The organism is uncultured Mycobacterium sp., from assembly GCF_964249325.1.
Taxonomy (GTDB): Bacteria; Actinomycetota; Actinomycetes; order Mycobacteriales; family Mycobacteriaceae; genus Mycobacterium.
Map to the genome: position 1 here is coordinate 14,144 of NZ_CAXUCH010000026.1, position 16,723 is coordinate 30,866.

The following is a 16,723-nucleotide window of genomic DNA, read 5'->3' on the forward strand; positions in this document are numbered from 1 at the left end:
CGTTCAATGCGTCAACGGGTGCTCGCGGCGGCGATGGCCGTCATCGCGGCGACGGCCATGGTGACCGGGTGTTCGCGGTCGGTGGCCGGCAAACCGGTCCGGGCGGGCGAAGGCGGCGGTCAGCGCAACAACAACTCCGAACAGCAGTACCCGAACCTGCTCAAGGAATGCGAGGTGCTGACCACTGACATCCTTGCCAAGACGGTGGGGGCCGACCCGCTCGACATCCAGAGCACGTTCGTCGGCGCCATCTGCCGCTGGCAGGCAGCCAACCCGGCCGGTCTCATCGACATCACCCGGTTCTGGTTTGAACAGGGCAGCCTGACCAACGAGCGCAAGGTGGCCGAGGGGCTGAAGTATCAGATCGAGAGCCGCTCTATTGCCGGCGTGCAGTCGATCGTGATGCGGCCGAACGACCCCAACGGCTCCTGCGGTGTGGCCAGCGACGCCGCCGGCGTGGTCGGCTGGTGGGTCAACCCGCAGGCGCCCGGTATTGACGCGTGTGCGCAGGCGATCAAGCTCATGGAGCTGACCCTGTCGACAAATTCCTGACGGTCGCCGCGCCCACGAGAAAGAAGCCACGGCTGCTGATCCAACGGCCCTGACCACGACCCTGGTTTCTGTTTCGCGGTGTGCGGCCGTCAGCGCGGCACGTGGAAGCCGACGAGCGCGGCACCGCCCAGCCTGAGGTCCTTCCACTGGCCCGCGACCTCGAGCACCGCAATCGCCGAGGTCGGGAACTTCGTCGAAATGCGTTGCAGCGCAGCCGTGTCCGTGCCATCTGGACCGGCCAGGCCGGTCGCCACGTCGGACATCGTCGGCTCGTGCCCGACGACGAGCAAGGTGGTGACGTCCTCGTCGACCCCATTGATCTCGTCGATCATTACTGCCGGAGTGGCACCATATAAGCGCTCGACGTAGCGCACCGCTGCCCGCACACCGGTGCGCTCCAACGTCTGGCGGGCCCGCGTCGCGGTAGAACACAGCACCACGTCGATGCGGGACACGTTGGTGCGCAGCCAGTCACCGGCCAACCCGGCCTCACGAATTCCCCGTGGTGCCAGCGGCCGCTCATGGTCAGCCACCCCCTCGGGGTACGCCGATTTCGCGTGCCGCAGCAGCACCAACGTATGCCGGCCGCTCACCTGACCAACGGTAAGGCCAAAGCCCGGACGTGCCGAGCAAGGTCCCCGAACTTGTCAGTGCCCGGTCCTAGACTCGCGGTGCTCCTGCCCCATTGCCCGGCTCCTCCTCGGGCCGCTCCTCGGCCGGCATCGTCGCCGGGCTGGGTCACGGCAAGGCAGAAAGGACGGGATCGGCATGCGGTTCGTGCACACAGCCGACTGGCAGCTGGGCATGACCCGTCACTTCCTGGCCGGGGAAGCCCAGCCGCGCTATTCAGCGGCCCGCCGCGACGCGGTGGCCGGGCTGGGTGCCCTGGCGGCCCAGGTGGGCGCCGAGTTCGTGGTGGTCGCCGGGGACGTCTTCGAACACAACCAGCTGTCTCCGCGGGTTGTCAGTCAGTCGCTGGAAGCCATGCGCGCCATCGGCATTCCGGTCTACCTGCTGCCCGGCAACCACGACCCGCTGGATGCGTCGTCGGTGTACACCAGCGCGTTGTTCACTGCCGAACGCCCGGACAACGTCGTCGTGCTCGACCGGGCCGGTGTGCACGACGTGCGGCCGGGCGTGCAGCTCGTCGCCGCGCCCTGGCGCTCGAAGTCGCCCAGCACCGACGTGGTTGCCGAAGCACTCGACGGCGTGCCGGGCGACGGGCTCACCCGAATCCTCGTCGCGCACGGCGGCATCGATGTACTCGACCCCGACCCGGACAAACCCGCCGTCATCCGGCTCGCCGCGCTGGAGGATGCGCTGGCCCGCGGTCTGATCCACTATGTCGCGCTGGGCGACAAGCACTCCCGCACCACTGTCGGCAGCAGCGGTCGGGTCTGGTACTCCGGCTCACCGGAGGTCACCAACTTCGACGACGTCGAATCCGACCCCGGCCATGTCCTGATCGTCGACATCGACGACGCCGACCACCAGCGGGCGGTCAAGGTCGACGCTCGCCGCGTCGGACGCTGGCGGTTCCTCACCATGCGCCACCACGTCGACACCAACCGCGACATCGCCGACCTGGACCTGAACCTGGACCAGATGACCGACAAGGACCGCACCGTGTTGCGGCTGGCCTTGACCGGGTCGCTGACCGTCACCGAACGCGCCGCCCTGGACGCCTGCCTGGACAAATACTCGAGGCTGTTCGCCTGGCTGGGCCTGTGGGAGCGTCACAGCGATCTGACCGTGATCCCGGCCGACGGCGAGTTCGGCGACCTCGGTATCGGCGGGTTTGCCGCCGCCGCCGTCGACGAGCTGGTCGCAACTGCCCGCGCTGGAGGGGGTGATGCCGCCGACGACGCCCAGGCGGCGTTGGCGCTACTGCTGCGGCTTGCCGACCGCGACCGAGGTGCGGCATGAAACTGCACCGGCTGGCCCTGACGAATTACCGCGGCATCGCGCACCGCGAGATCGAGTTCCCCGACAGCGGCGTGGTTGTGGTGTGTGGGCCCAACGAAATCGGCAAGTCGTCGATGATCGAAGCGCTGGATCTGCTGCTGCAGTCCAAAGACCGCTCGACCAAAAAAGACGTCAAGCAGGTCAAGCCCACGCACGCCGACGTCGGCTCGGAGGTCACCGCCGAGATCAGCACGGGCCCTTATCGGTTCGTCTACCGCAAACGGTTCCACAAGAAGTGCGAGACCCAGCTGACCGTGTTGGCTCCGCGCCGAGAACAGGTGACCGGCGACGAGGCGCACGAGCGGGTGTGCGCCATGCTGGCCCAGACCATGGACACCGAGCTATGGCAGGCGCAGCGGGTGCTTCAGGCGACGTCGACCGCCGCGGTGGATTTCTCCGGCTGTGACGCGCTGTCGCGTGCGCTCGACGTGGCTGCCGGCGACGCTGCCATGCTGTCGGGCACCGAGCCGCTGCTCATCGAGCGGATCGAGGCCGAGTATGGGCGCTACTTCACTCCGACCGGACGGCCCACCGGGGAATGGTCTGCCGCGATCGCGCGTCTGCGCGAGGCCGAAGAAGACGTTGCCCGGTGCGCTGCGGCGGTCGCCGAAGTCGATGAGCGGGTGCGTCGGCACGCCGCTTTGACCGATGAACTCGCGGAGTTGTCTCGGCGCCAGCAGGACGCAGACGGTCGGCACCGTGCCGCGCAAGCTGCCGCCGCCCACATTACGGAGCTCACCGAGCAGCTCCGGGAAGCCGAGCTGCTCGCCACCGCCGCCGCCGCAACCAGTACCACGTCCAGCTCCGCGCACAGCGAGCGGCTGCAGCTGCGCGCCGACATCGGCACTCGCACTGCCACCATCGCGGCAGTAGAAATCGAGGCCCGCCAAGCCGCTGACGCCCAGTCGACGGCGCGAGGGGCTGCCGCGGGCGCCGATGCCGCGCTCGAGCAGGCCAACGCCGACCTGGCAGCTGCTCGCCAACGGGTCGACACCGCTCGGAATGTGCTGGAAAAGCTGTCCAACCGTGACGACGCCAAGCGCCTGGCCACCCGGATCGCCAGAATCGACGCAGTCCACCTCGACCGGGAGCGGATCTGTACGGAGCTATCCCGGATAGCCCTCAGCGAGACCGTTATGCGGCGCATCGAGAATGCGGCGGCGGCCGTCGACCGGGCGAAAAGCAAACTCGAAATGCTCTCGGCCACAGTCGAATTCACAGCAGCCGCAGACATCGAACTCGAGGCCGGCGCGCAGCGCATTCCGTTATCCGCAGGCCAGAGCTGGTCGACGACGGCGACCGGCCCCACCGAAGTCGTGGTTCCCGGTGTGGTTACGGCGCGATTCAGTCCCGGCGCCACTGCCCGCGACATCGAAGCCGAATTTGCTGCAGCGCAAAGCGAATTCGCGGCCGCGTTGGAGGCCGGCCAAGTCGCTGACCTGGCCGCTGCGCGACACGCCGACCAGCGGCGCCGCGAACTGCACAGCAACCGCGATCAGCTGACCGCCACGCTGTCCGCGCTCTGTGGTGACGATGACGTCGATCAGCTGCGTGCCCGGCTGGCGCAACTGCGGTCCGGCCAGCCCGACGGGGCTGGCGATGCCACATTGGATATCGCCGCTGCCCGGGCTGAGCTCGACCTGGCCGATGCGGCTTGCCTGCAGGCGGCCACCCGCTGTGAGGAGTCTCGCCAGGTTGCAGCCGCCGCAGCCGCCCGGGTCGCCGAGACGTCCACCCGCGCAGCCGTTTTGCACGACAAGCTGACAACTCAGCGGACGGAGCTGGATGCGGCAACCGCCCGGCTGGCCCAGCAGCGGGCATCCCGCACCGACGAGGACCTGGCCGCCGCAGCGGATTCCGATCTGCGGGCCGCCAAAGCCGCCCACCAGCGAGTCGCCGACCTGTCCGAACAGCTCGATGCCGCGGCGCCTGATCTGGTTGCCGCCGAACTTGCCGACGCCACCGAGGCGGCGGACACGCTGCGCACCCGCCGCGAGGAAACGGCCCGCGCACTGCATGACATCACAGTGGAACTGGCCGTGTTCGGCACCGAAGGACGAAAGGGAAAGCTGGACGCCGCGGAAACTCGCCGGGAACATGCTGCGGCCGAATACTCGCGGGTGCGCCGCCGGGCGCGTGGGGCGGAACTGCTGCGCTCGGTGATGGTCCGTCATCGCGACAACACGCGGCTGCGCTACGTCGAGCCGTTCCGCACCGAACTGCAGCGGCTCGGTCGTCCTGTCTTCGGGCCCAGTTTCGAAGTTGACGTCGACAGTGACCTGAGTATCCGCAGCCGAACCCTGGACGGGCGCACTGTGCCCTACGAGTCGTTGTCGGGCGGGGCCAAAGAGCAACTCGGGATCTTGGTGCGGTTGGCGGGCGCGGCGTTGGTGGCGAAGGAAGACACCGTCCCGGTGCTTATCGACGATGCGCTGGGCTTCACCGATCCCGACCGCCTGATCAAGATGGGGGAGGTGTTCGACATGGTCGGCGCCCATGGACAGCTGATCGTGTTGACATGTACTCCAACTCGATATGACGGCGTTCAGGGCGCACACCGCATCGAGGTGGGCGCCTGACGGCCATCCGGGTGCCGGCGGCGCCTGGCGACGGTTTTCGGCAGAATGTCCGAGTGGCGGGTCGATGCCGATGACGATGGATGCCAAACGGCGGCGGGTGCACAGCAAGCTGGCGTCACAGCCCGGAGTGCGACCCGTGCGGCGGCCGATCTGGCCGGGCAGTCCAGAGGAGTTCGACCTCTACTATGTGCGCACAGGACCGAAATCAACCCATCCGCTGGTGATCATCCCTGGTGGGCCGGGACTCGCATCGGTGCTGGTGTACAAGGGTTTTCGCCGGCGGGCCGCCGCGGCTGGGCTGGATGTCATCATGATCGAACACCGGGGTGTGGGCATGTCCCGCCACGACGACGCCGGTGCCGACTTGCCGCCCCAGGCGCTCACCGTCAACCAGGTGGTCGACGACGTGGCCGCGGTGCTCGACGACGCCCAGGTCGACACGGCCGTCATCTACGGTGCGTCCTATGGCACCTACATCGCCGCGGGCGTCGGTGTCCGCTATCCCAGTCGTGTGGGGGGAATGGTCCTGGATTCGCCGGTGTTGTCGCGCCATGACATCGCCGCTGTACGCGACGCAATCCGGAGACTGCTGTGGTACGGCGATCACCCTGAGACCGCCGCACTAGCCCCCAAGGTGCGTCGCCTCGCTGCGGCTGGCGTGATGACGCCGACCGCCGGCCAACTCGCTGCGGCGGTGTACGGCTACGGCGGGGCTTCGCTGCTCAATCGCCAACTCGATCTGCTGTTGCAGGGCCGCACGCTGCTGTGGAGGGCACTTGGCTGGGTTCTCACGATGACCACGCACAAGGCGCCCTACCGCTACGAAATCGACCTGGTGAGCCGTATTGCGTTGCGCGAGCTGGACTATGCCGCTGAGCCAGACGGGCTGCCGCTCGACCCCGCGGTGGCGATGCGCGACTTGATCCCGGCCACAGCCACGTTCGAAGCGGAGCCGTACGATCTGGCGGCCGAGCTGCCGAAATTCTCCTGGCCGACGGTGGTGGTCTCCGGTGGTCGCGACCTGACCACACCGCCGGCGTTAGCGGAGCGCGTCGCGTCGCTGTTGCCGAACTCGGTGCTGTTGACGTTGCCGACGATGGGTCACAGTGCGCTCGATACTCGCGAGCGGGCCGCGCTGACCATCGCCTCAGCGGTATGTCGTGATGAACTTGAGAAGCTAGCGAGCCAAGCGTCGATGTTGGATGCGCTTCCGGTGCGCCCGGCGCTGCGGCTGGTGAAGATGGCGGTCGGTCTGGCAGCCGCGGTAGAGGGCGGCCTGCCGGTGTCGCTTTCTGACCTGAGCCGCTGGGTGCCTCGTCAACGGCTAGCCGCTCGCCGAAGTGGTTAGCACTTATCGTCAGTCCCGGGTGAATCCGATCGCGGTGTAAACCACGTCGGCCAATCCCGGTGCGCCGTAGTTGGCCAGGTCGCTGCGCACCGCTCTATCACCGGGCGACTGGAACAGCGGCAGGCTGAATCCCTCCTGCCAGATCATGGTGTCGACCTCGTTGGCAAGCGCGCGGGCCTTCTCCTGGTCCAATTCGGACAGTGTCTGCTCGATCTTGGCGTCGATCGCACGGTTGCCGATCTTGCCGAAATTGGTGTCACCGTCCGAGGTGTATATCTGTGGCAGCGCCGAAAGCGGGAAAGCGTTACCCACCCAGCCGAATTGGACCATGTCGAAGTCGCCGACGCCGACATACTGGCTGAAGAACCCGGTGCCCGGCTTGGGTTCGAGTACCAGCTTGACACCGACTTGAGCCAGGTTCTGCTGAGCGACCAGGGCGATCTGGCGGGCCGTGGGCGCATCGAAGAACACGTCACGGATGACCAGCTGCTTGCCGCCCTTTTCGCGGACGGCTCCCTTGAGCTTCCAGCCCAGCGAATCCAAATCTCGACGTGCCTGGTCAGGGTTGAAAGCTCCTGGCGCGCTGTTGTTTTGGTAGCCCACCTGGCCGGCGACGTAGATATGGTTGTTCAGCGGCACCGGATGGTCGGTCAGGCCGTGCTGGACGATGTTGACAATGGCTTGGCGGTCGATGCCCCGGCAGATCGCCACCCGCAGCTTCTCGTCGGCGAGGATGGACCCAGGTGCGCCGTTGAACGTGAAGTGATACCACGTAGGCGCGGGCGCACGCCGGATGACGATGCCGGGAGTGCGCTCGGCGGTGACCAATTCGTCGAGGGTCCCGACGTCGGCAGCATCGATGGCGTTGTTCTGCAGGGCTGGAATGACCGCGGTGGCGTCGAGCACGAGAAACGTGATGGAGTCCAGTCGCGGCTTGGCGCCCCACCAACGGGGGTTGCGGGTCAGCACAATGCGTTGCGCTGCTTTGTTGATCGTGGAGACGATGAACGGCCCGGCTGACGGGCCCGGGACGTTGAGCTGACCGGTGTTGAAGACGTTTGGATTCGCGGTCATGCTCCGCGGTTGCATACCGCCGGCGAACATCCCCCGCCACTCCGCGTACGGTTCGGCGAAGGTGATGACAGCCTGCCGGTCGTCAACGCCCCTGGTCACCGACTTCACCCGTTCGAAACCCGCTCTGCTGGCGATCAGATACCGCTTGTCTCGGCCGCTGCACGCCTCGACCTCGGACTTGAGGTCTTCCCAGGTGATCGCGGCGCCATCGCTCCACACGGCGTTGGGATTGATCGTGTATGTGACGACCTGTGGGGTGGTGTTGGTCAGCTCCACGTTGGTGAAGTAGTCAGTGTTGAGTTTCGGCGCCCCGTCGGACTGGGTGATGAACGCCCCCGGAAGCGTCGGCGTGACGATCGAACCGACGTCGGCGGTGTTGCCGTCGATGTTCAATTCGTTGAAATTCGACGGGAATTCGCTCAGCGGTAGTCGCAGGTTGCCGCCGTCGCGCAGGGTAGCCGGGTCGCGAGGGTTCATGTCGCTGGTCGTGCCGACCCGCGCGGCATGGCCTTCCTGGAGGTCGCGGTATCCGTCGGCGCAGCCGCTGACGATCACACCCACAACCAGCGCCAGCGGCGCAAGCCTACGGACCATCGGCGGGCGTCTCACCCGCGCGATGCTAACCGCTGACGACATCGGAATGTGCGCGCGGCACCGCGGCAAGCAGTCGCCGCGTGTACTCGTGCTGCGGGTTGGTGAACACCTGGTCGCCGTCGCCCTGTTCCACAATCTTTCCCCGATACATCACCGCCACTCGGTGGGCCAGGTGTTTGACCACCGAAAGATCATGCGAGACAAACAGATAGGACAGCCCGAATTGCTGCTGTAAATCCAGCAGCAGGTTGACGATGCCTGCCTGAATCGAGACGTCGAGAGCCGACACCGGTTCGTCGAGCGCAAGAATCTTCGGCTGTAGCGCCAGTGCCCGCGCAATCCCGATTCGCTGCTTTTGCCCACCGGAGAACTCGGCGGGATAGCGGCTGGCATCGGCATGGTCGAGTCCGACGATCGCCAGTAACTCGGCGACCCGCTCGTCGCACCGACGCTTGTCGAATCCGTTGGCGACCAATGGTTCGGCGATGACGTCGAACACCGGCAGCCGCGGGTCGAGCGACGCCACCGGGTCTTGGAACACCACTTGCAGTTCAGTCCGTAGGTTGCGACGCGCGGCCGAGTCGACGGCCGCGACGTCGGCACCGAGGATTTCGATGGAGCCCGCCTCAGGTTTGGTGAGCTCCAGAATCTGGGTCAGCGTCGTGGATTTGCCCGAACCGGATTCGCCGACGAGGCCCAAAGTGCGGCCCTGCTCCAACGTGAAGCTGACCCCGGCGACCGCATGCACCTCACCCACTTGCCGACGGAAAACCACACCTTTGGTGAGCCGGTAAGTCTTGCCAAGATCGGTGACCCGCAGTACGACCGGCGGTTCTGCGTCCGTGGTATCGATCGGCTGCGGTTGTGTTGAGACTCCGAAGATCTCGGCTGCGCTGCGCCCCGCAACGTGATCGGTGCGGATACACGCCGCCCGGTGGCCGTCGCGGACCGTGACAAGATCGGGTTCTGCCAAGAGACATTTGTCGATTGACAGCGGGCAGCGTGGGGCGAACGTGCACGACCCGGGGGACAACGACGTCATCGTGGGCGGTGCTCCCGGGATCGGAATCAGCCGGGTGCCCTGCGGGGCGTCCAGCCGTGGCACCGAACCCAGTAATCCGACCGTATAGGGCATCCGGCGGTCGCGGTAAAGCTCGTCGACGGTAGCGACTTCGACGGGGCGTCCGGCGTACATGACCAGTGCCCGGTCGGCGAATTCCGATACCACACCGAGGTCGTGGGTGATGATCAGCACACCGGCGCCGGTGACGTCGCGTGCGGTTCGCAGTACGTCGAGGATCTGTGCCTGCACGGTGACGTCCAGCGCGGTGGTCGGTTCGTCGCAGATCAGTAGATCAGGGTCGTTGGCGATGGCAATCGCGATCACTACCCGCTGGCGCTCGCCGCCCGACAGCTCATGCGGGAAGGCTCTGGCGCGGCGCTGCGGTTGGGCGATGCCGACCAGCTCGAGCAGCTCGACGGCACGCGCGCGGGCTTTCGCTCGGGTGATGTGGCGGTTGTGCACCGTGATGGCCTCGGCGATCTGGTCCCCGACGGTGTAGACGGGCGTCAGTGCCGACATCGGGTCTTGGAACACGGTGCCGATTGTCTTGCCCCGGATCTGTGACATCTCGTTGTCGGACAATCCGAGTAATTCGTGGCCGTGTAATCGCACCGATCCGGAGACGTGCGTGTATTCGGGCAGCAGCCCGATTACGGCCATCGCGGCAGTGGTTTTGCCGCAACCGGATTCGCCGACGATGGCCACCACCTCACCCGCATCGATGCGGTAGCTCGTGCCACGCACCGCGGGAACCAGCAGATCGTCGGTTTCGAAGGTGACGTTGAGGTCCGTCACCTCCAACAAGGCGCTCACTTGGGCCGTCGCTTCCGGCGGCGTGTCGATCCACTGCGCGGATCGAAGGCGTCCCGCAAGGCGTCGCCGGTGAGGTTGGCGCAGAACACGATCAGCACCAACGCGCCCGCCGGAAACAAGAAAACCCACGGGAACGTGGTGGTCGACGAAGTGCCCTCGGCGATCAGGTTGCCCAGCGACACGTCCGGGGGCTGAACACCGAATCCCAAGAAACTCAAACCAGTTTCGGCGAGTATCGCGAAGGCGACGTTGAGCGTCGCGTCGATGATGAGGATCGAGGCGACGTTCGGCACGATGTGATGCACGATGATACGGGGGGCTGCGGCACCCGCAAATTTCGCCGCGCGAATGAATTCCCGTTCTCGCAGACTCATCGTCATCCCGCGCACCATCCGGGAGCTGACCATCCAGTTGAACACCGCCAGTAGCACGATCAGCCACAGTATGTTGCTGGACTGCTTGATGCGCGGCGTGACGATCGCGATCAGGATGAAGCTCGGCACTACCAGCAGGAGGTCCACCAGCCACATCAGCGCCCGATCACGCCAGGCGCCGAAGTAACCGGCCACCGATCCGACGGTCGCGGCGATACTGGTCGAGATCAGTGCCACACAAAAACCGATCAGCATCGACTTCTGCATGCCACGCAGCGTGCGAGCCAGCAGGTCCTGGCCGAGTGTGTTCGTGCCGAACCAGTGCCGAAGCGACGGCGGCTGCAACAGCGCGTCGTAGTCGAGATCGTTGTACCCGTAAGGCAATACCGGCGGCAGCGCGTAGCACCCGATGAACAGCAGCACCAACAGAGTCAGCGCCACCACGGCTGGCTTGTTTCGGAGGAACCGCCGCGCCAACAGCGTTCGCCGCGAGGTGAACTCGGCGGGGTGGATGCCGGATCGAACCGGCGTGGCTTCCGCGGTGACCTGTTGTGTCATGACACCCGCACCCTGGGGTCCAGCACCGCATAGAAGACGTCGGACAACAACCCCGCAAGCAGAACCGCCGCTCCCGAGAACAGCGCAATCGCCAGCACGATGTTGGTGTCCTGCGTCGAAATGCCTTGGATGGCCCACTCGCCCATGCCGTGCCAACCGAAGATCTTCTCGACGAACACCGCCCCGACGACCAGCCCGCTGACTCCGTAGGCGAACAATGTCGCCAGCGGGATCAAAGCGGTGCGCAGGCCGTGCTTGAACAGCGCCCGGCGGCGGGTCAGGCCCTTAGCGCGAGCGGTCCGGATGAAATCCTCGCTGAGCACGTCCAGCATCGCGTTGCGCTGATAGCGGCTGAATACTGCGATTGCACCCAAAGCCAGGGTGAGACTTGGCAATACAATGTGTTGCGCGCGGTCGATGAGCTGGTCCCACCACCCGCCGCGCGGAATCGGCGAGGTCTCACCGGTATACAGGAACATCTGCAGCCCGGTAAGCATGTTCACCCGCAGCCCGGCCAGGATCAGCAACCCCGCGAGCACGAACGACGGAATGCTCAGGGTGATCAACGACAGCACGGTGATCACCCGGTCGCTCATGTGGTACTGACGGATGGCTCCCCACGCGCCCACGATGACGCCGACCGCCATGCCGACGACCGAGCCGATCACCAGGAGCCGCAGGCTGATCCCGACCCGGCGCCATAGCTCCTCGGAGACGGGATGGCCCGCCACCGTCGTTCCGAAATCGCCGTGGACCACGCCGGCAATCCATTTCCCGTATCGGATGGGTATGGGTTTGTCCAAGCCAAGCTGAACGGCTTTGGCGTGGATGGCCTCCGCTGGAGGCTGTGGGTGGCGCTGGATGAAACTGTCGAGCGGATGAAACGCTAGGGATGTCAGGCAGAACGTCAAGAACGACGCCAGGGTCAGCAGGACGATGTAGTTCAGCAACCGACGCGCCAAGAAGCGGATCATGTCTGCCTGCTTCGCCAGTGTCGCATGGGCACAGGGTAGCGAGCGGACGTCGGAGCGCTCGCGAATCAGCACCGCAAGCTGTGGTGGGCGGCTTGCGCCATTCTGATCGGATTGATCCGGACGGTGTGAAATACCTGTCGCCGATTGCTAAAATCAGCCACCCGAATTGTCGGTGCAGCAAACGACACCATGCACTGTCTAAGGAGATTGGCGTGACCGTTACCGACGAATACTTGGCCAACAATGCGGAATATGCGAATGCCTTCGAGGGGCCGTTGCCGCTGCCACCGAGCAAACACGTCGCGGTGGTGGCGTGCATGGACGCCCGGCTCGACGTGTACCGCATCCTCGGGCTCAAGGAGGGCGAGGCACACGTCATCCGCAACGCAGGCGGAGTGGTCACCGACGACGCGATCCGCTCACTTGCCATCAGCCAGCGGTTGCTGGGAACCCGCGAAGTCATCCTGATCCACCACACCGACTGCGGGATGCTGACGTTCACCGACGACGACTTCAAGCGCGCCATCCAGGAGGAGACCGGTCTTAAACCACCGTGGGCCGCTGAGGCTTTCCCCGACGTCGAAGAAGACGTCCGGCAGTCGTTGCGCCGCATCGGGGCCAGCCCGTTCGTCACCAAACACGAGTCGGCGCGCGGCTTCGTCTTCGATGTCGCCACCGGCAAGCTCAACGAAGTCACCCTGTAGCGCTCGGCGGCCGCCGTCAGCCGATGTTGTAGGTGGCCAGCGCCTTGGCGATCAGCCGGTCCTGCGGGTCGACGACCTCGGCCTCGCAGTTAACCAGTGACCGGCCGCGCCGCAACACGCGGCCTATCCCGATGACATCGGTCGCTCGGGCCGGCGCCATGAAGTCCAGCGCCATCGACACCGTCGCACCCCGCAGCTCCGGGGGTGCGTCGGCGCCGCACCACGCCGCGGCCATGACCGTGAGATCGGCCAGCGTCGCGATTGCTCCGCCGTGCACCATGTCGCCGATGGTGACGTTGGACGGATCCCACGGCAGCCGCAGCCGCACCTGATCGTCGGCGAGCACTTCGGCGATGATGCCGAGCTTGGCGACGAAGGGGGATTGGGGCAGAAACTGGGCGATGACATCGCGGCCACTGGGCGGTTTATCGGGAGCTGACATGCGTCCATGTTTTCGCAATGCACCGACACGGCGGTGAACCGGTGCCGGCGCGGGCGTTGACAGCTTCGCCGACGGCTGGTTACATACACGGTAATACTCATTAATATGGCTAATCCTACCAAGATAACCGGGTAAAAATATGACCAGCCAAGTAACCACCGCGCCAGCTGCCGGACAGTACGAACTAAGCCACCTGCGCTCGCTGGAAGCCGAGGCCATCCACATCATTCGGGAGGTGGCCGCGGAGTTTGAGCGGCCGGTGCTGCTGTTCTCCGGCGGCAAGGACTCGATCGTGATGCTGCATCTGGCGCTCAAGGCGTTTCACCCGGGCCGGCTGCCGTTCCCGGTAATGCACGTCGACACTGGCCACAACTTCGACGAGGTCATCGCCACCCGCGACGAACTGGTCAAGCAGACCGGGGTGCGGCTGATCGTGGCCAAGGTGCAAGACGACATCGACGCCGGTCGGGTCGTAGAAACCATCCCTTCACGTAACCCGCTCCAGACGGTGACGCTGCTGCGCGCAATCCGCGAGCACCAGTTCGACGCCGCGTTTGGCGGCGCCCGCCGCGACGAGGAGAGGGCGCGCGCCAAGGAGCGGGTGTTCAGTTTCCGCGACGAGTTCGGGCAGTGGGATCCCAAGGCGCAGCGTCCCGAGGTCTGGAACCTCTACAACGGGCGACACCACAAAGGCGAGCACATCCGGGTCTTCCCGCTGTCGAACTGGACCGAGTTCGACGTCTGGTCCTACATCGGCGCCGAGAAGATCACGTTGCCGTCGATCTATTTCGCGCACCGTCGACGGGTGTTCGAACGCGACGGCATGTTGCTGGCCGTGCACCGGTACATGCAGCCGCGCGCAGGAGAGAAGGTGTTCGAGGCGTCGGTGCGATTCCGCACCGTTGGTGACGTCACCTGTACCGGATGTGTGGAATCGACAGCGGCCACGGTGGCAGAAGTCATCGCCGAGACCGCGGTGTCACGGTTGACGGAACGCGGAGCTACCCGCGCCGACGATCGGATCTCCGAAGCCGGCATGGAAGACCGCAAACGGCAGGGGTACTTCTGATGGCCTCATCCACCACGCTGCTGCGCATCGCGACCGCGGGTTCTGTCGACGACGGTAAATCCACGCTGATCGGGCGGCTGCTCTTTGACTCCAAGGCCATGATGGAAGACCAGTGGGCGTCGGTGCAGCGCACGTCCAAGGAACGCGGCCACGACTACACCGATCTGGCGCTGGTCACCGACGGTTTACGGGCAGAGCGCGAACAGGGCATCACCATCGATGTGGCCTACCGCTACTTCTCTACGCCCAAGCGGAAATTCATCATCGCCGACACCCCGGGGCATATCCAGTACACCCGCAACATGGTCACCGGAGCCTCCACCGCCCAACTGGCGGTGGTGCTGGTCGACGCCCGCCACGGGTTGCGCGAGCAATCCCGCCGCCATACGTTCTTGGCGTCGCTGCTGGGCATCCGCCACATCGTGCTCGCGGTCAACAAGATGGACCTGATCGACTGGAGCCAAGAGAAATTCGAGAGCATCCGCGACGAATTCCACGCCTTCGCCGCCCGGCTTGACGTACATGACGTAGTCACCATTCCGATGTCGGCGCTGCACGGCGACAACGTGGTAACCAAATCAAAGCACACACCGTGGTACGACGGCCCGGCGCTGCTGCCGTATCTGGAAGAGGTGTATATCGCCGGCGACCGCAACCTGGTCGACGTCCGGTTCCCGGTCCAGTACGTCATCCGGCCGCAGACTCTCGACAATCAAGACCACCGCAGCTACGCGGGCAGTATGGCCAGTGGAGTGATGCGGCCGGGCGACGAAGTAGTGGTACTGCCAAGCGGCAAGACCACCCGGATTACCGCGATCGACGGGCCCAGTGGCCCAGTGGCAGAAGCCTTTCCGCCGATGGCGGTCTCGTTGAGGCTCGCCGACGATCTGGACATCTCCCGTGGCGACATGATCGCCCGGCCCACCAACCAGCCTCGGGTGGCCCAAGAGTTCGACGCGACCGTGTGCTGGATGGCAGATTCCTCGGCACTGGAGCCGGGCCGCGAGTACCTCATCAAGCACACCACCCGAACCACGCGCGCGAAGGTGATCGAGCTGTCCTACCGGCTCGACGTCAACACCTTGCACCGCGACAAGACCGCGACGGCGTTGACGCTCAACGAACTTGGCCGCGTCACGCTGCGTACCCCGGTACCGCTGCTGCTCGACGAGTACACCCGCAACACCAGCACGGGGTCTTTTATCCTCATCGACCCCGTTACCAACGGCACCGTGGCCGCCGGCATGGTGTTGCGCGACGTCTCGGCCCGCACGCCAAGCCCGAACACCGTGCGGCACAAGTCGTTGGTGACCGCCGAAGACCGGCTAACCGGGCGCGGGCGCACCGTGTGGTTCACGGGCCTGTCCGGTGCGGGCAAGTCGTCGGTGGCGATGCTGGTGGAGCGAAAGCTCCTTGAAAAGGGCGTTGCCGCTTACGTTCTCGACGGTGACAACCTCCGACACGGCCTCAACGCCGACTTGGGATTTTCCATGGCCGACCGCGCGGAAAACCTGCGCCGGCTAGCCCATGTGGCGGTACTACTGGCCGATTGCGGCCAGACTGTGCTGGTGCCGGCGATCAGCCCACTCGCCGAGCATCGGGAACTCGCTCGCCGGGTGCACGCCGACGCGGGGATCGACTTTTTCGAGGTCTTCTGCGACACCCCGCTGGAGGACTGCGAACGGCGCGATCCGAAAGGCCTCTACGCCAAAGCCCGCGCCGGCGAGATCACGCATTTCACGGGCGTCGACAGCCCCTACCAGCGGCCCAAGAACCCAGACCTGCGGCTCACCCCGGACCGCAGCCTCGACGAACTAGGCCAGCAAGTCGTCGAGCTGCTCGAGTCCCGGCGGTGAGCGATCATGAGCTGGCCGCCCGGCTGGCCACCCAGGCGGGAGAGCTGCTGTTGACGGTGCGCCAGGAGCTGGCCGAGGCGCCCCGAGTCGAGCGAAAAGCCGCGGGTGACAAGCGGTCCCACGACTTCTTGATGGAGGCACTGGCAAGCGAGCGGCCGGGGGATGCGGTGCTGTCTGAAGAAGGCGACGACGACGCGGTGCGATTAGGCGCTCAGCGGGTGTGGATCGTCGACCCATTGGACGGCAGACAGGATTTTTCCGAGTGGGGCCGCGAGGACTGGGCAGTGCATGTGGCGCTGTGGGAATCCGGGGAACTCGTCGCCGGCGCAGTTGCCCTGCCGGCGCAGGGCACGACGCTGGCCACGCCGAAGGTCACGGCGGCGCCGGCACAGGCCGGCCCGCCGCGCATCGTGGTGTCGCGCACCCGCCCGCCCGCGATCGCGCTGCGGGTGCAAGAACGACTCGCCGGCACGCTGGTGGAGCTGGGCTCGGCGGGCGCAAAAGTCGCCTCGATCATCCACGGACGAGCCGACGTGTACGTGCACGCCGGCGGGCAATACGAATGGGACTCGGCCGCACCTGTCGCGGTGGCCCGCGCCGCCGGCCTGCACACCTCACGCATCGACGGGTCGGCGCTGGCGTACAACCGGCGCGATCCGCTGCTTCCAGACCTCCTGGTGTGCCGGCCCGAGCACGCCGACGCGGTGTTGGCCCTCACCCGATAGCGCCCCCGCGCCGGTGGCAGAAACACACCCTGC

The 16,723-nt window shown here is 65.8% G+C and carries 14 protein-coding genes; 8 read left to right on the forward strand and 6 right to left on the reverse strand.

Annotated elements, in window-relative coordinates; all coding sequences use genetic code 11:
* Window positions 1-6: 6 nt before the first annotated feature.
* On the forward strand, window positions 7-552 hold the full coding sequence (locus ACFE99_RS05780; protein WP_375483268.1) for a DUF3558 domain-containing protein: 546 nt from the start codon (window positions 7-9) through the stop codon (window positions 550-552).
* A gap of 89 nt (window positions 553-641) precedes the next feature.
* On the opposite strand, the gene ACFE99_RS05785 is transcribed toward ACFE99_RS05780, so the two are convergent.
* Window positions 642-1,145, reverse strand: a complete 504-nt coding sequence (locus ACFE99_RS05785; protein WP_375483270.1) for a histidine phosphatase family protein — start codon at window positions 1,143-1,145, stop codon at window positions 642-644.
* A gap of 175 nt (window positions 1,146-1,320) precedes the next feature.
* Between ACFE99_RS05785 and ACFE99_RS05790 the strand changes: the two genes are divergently transcribed.
* The 3 genes from ACFE99_RS05790 to ACFE99_RS05800 all read left to right on the forward strand — a co-directional run bounded on the left by ACFE99_RS05790 (window position 1,321) and on the right by ACFE99_RS05800 (window position 6,444).
* Window positions 1,321-2,478, forward strand: coding sequence for an exonuclease SbcCD subunit D (locus ACFE99_RS05790; RefSeq protein ID WP_375483272.1), 1,158 nt, complete (start codon window positions 1,321-1,323; stop codon window positions 2,476-2,478).
* Window positions 2,475-5,096, forward strand: a complete 2,622-nt coding sequence (locus ACFE99_RS05795; RefSeq protein WP_375483274.1) for an AAA family ATPase — start codon at window positions 2,475-2,477, stop codon at window positions 5,094-5,096. Before ACFE99_RS05790 ends, ACFE99_RS05795 begins: the two co-directional genes overlap by 4 nt.
* A gap of 70 nt (window positions 5,097-5,166) precedes the next feature.
* Window positions 5,167-6,444, forward strand: a complete 1,278-nt coding sequence (locus tag ACFE99_RS05800) for an alpha/beta hydrolase (protein WP_375483302.1) — start codon at window positions 5,167-5,169, stop codon at window positions 6,442-6,444.
* A 9-nt stretch (window positions 6,445-6,453) separates the two neighbouring features.
* Here ACFE99_RS05800 and ACFE99_RS05805 read toward each other — a convergent pair whose 3' ends face one another.
* The 4 genes from ACFE99_RS05805 to ACFE99_RS05820 are packed head-to-tail and all read right to left on the reverse strand — an operon-like array spanning window position 6,454 to window position 11,894.
* The gene (locus ACFE99_RS05805) at window positions 6,454-8,112 is read right to left on the reverse strand and encodes an ABC transporter family substrate-binding protein (protein WP_375483305.1); all 1,659 of its coding nucleotides are present in this window, start codon (window positions 8,110-8,112) and stop codon (window positions 6,454-6,456) included.
* 25 nt (window positions 8,113-8,137) lie between these two features.
* A complete protein-coding gene (locus tag ACFE99_RS05810; protein WP_375483277.1) occupies window positions 8,138-9,988 on the reverse strand; it encodes a dipeptide ABC transporter ATP-binding protein in 1,851 nt (616 codons plus the stop codon).
* Window positions 9,985-10,920, reverse strand: a complete 936-nt coding sequence (locus tag ACFE99_RS05815) for an ABC transporter permease (protein ID WP_375483279.1) — start codon at window positions 10,918-10,920, stop codon at window positions 9,985-9,987. The genes ACFE99_RS05810 and ACFE99_RS05815 overlap by 4 nt, the downstream gene beginning before the upstream one ends.
* Window positions 10,917-11,894, reverse strand: coding sequence for an ABC transporter permease (locus ACFE99_RS05820; protein WP_375483281.1), 978 nt, complete (start codon window positions 11,892-11,894; stop codon window positions 10,917-10,919). The genes ACFE99_RS05815 and ACFE99_RS05820 overlap by 4 nt, the downstream gene beginning before the upstream one ends.
* Before the next feature lie 212 nt (window positions 11,895-12,106).
* Between ACFE99_RS05820 and ACFE99_RS05825 the strand changes: the two genes are divergently transcribed.
* A complete protein-coding gene (locus ACFE99_RS05825) occupies window positions 12,107-12,598 on the forward strand; it encodes a beta-class carbonic anhydrase (protein WP_375483283.1) in 492 nt (163 codons plus the stop codon).
* Window positions 12,599-12,614: 16 nt separating this feature from the next.
* Here ACFE99_RS05825 and ACFE99_RS05830 read toward each other — a convergent pair whose 3' ends face one another.
* Window positions 12,615-13,040, reverse strand: a complete 426-nt coding sequence (locus tag ACFE99_RS05830) for a PaaI family thioesterase (protein WP_375483285.1) — start codon at window positions 13,038-13,040, stop codon at window positions 12,615-12,617.
* Window positions 13,041-13,179: 139 nt separating this feature from the next.
* Between ACFE99_RS05830 and cysD the strand changes: the two genes are divergently transcribed.
* The 3 genes from cysD to ACFE99_RS05845 are packed head-to-tail and all read left to right on the forward strand — an operon-like array spanning window position 13,180 to window position 16,690.
* Window positions 13,180-14,109, forward strand: coding sequence for a sulfate adenylyltransferase subunit CysD (gene cysD, locus ACFE99_RS05835; RefSeq protein WP_375483287.1), 930 nt, complete (start codon window positions 13,180-13,182; stop codon window positions 14,107-14,109).
* Complete coding sequence (gene cysC, locus ACFE99_RS05840; protein WP_375483289.1) at window positions 14,109-15,965, forward strand: adenylyl-sulfate kinase; 1,857 nt, start codon at window positions 14,109-14,111, stop codon at window positions 15,963-15,965. Before cysD ends, cysC begins: the two co-directional genes overlap by 1 nt.
* Entirely contained in the window at window positions 15,962-16,690 is a 729-nt protein-coding gene (locus ACFE99_RS05845) for a 3'(2'),5'-bisphosphate nucleotidase CysQ (RefSeq protein WP_375483291.1), read from the forward strand. The genes cysC and ACFE99_RS05845 overlap by 4 nt, the downstream gene beginning before the upstream one ends.
* The last annotated feature ends 33 nt before the right edge of the window (window positions 16,691-16,723 follow it).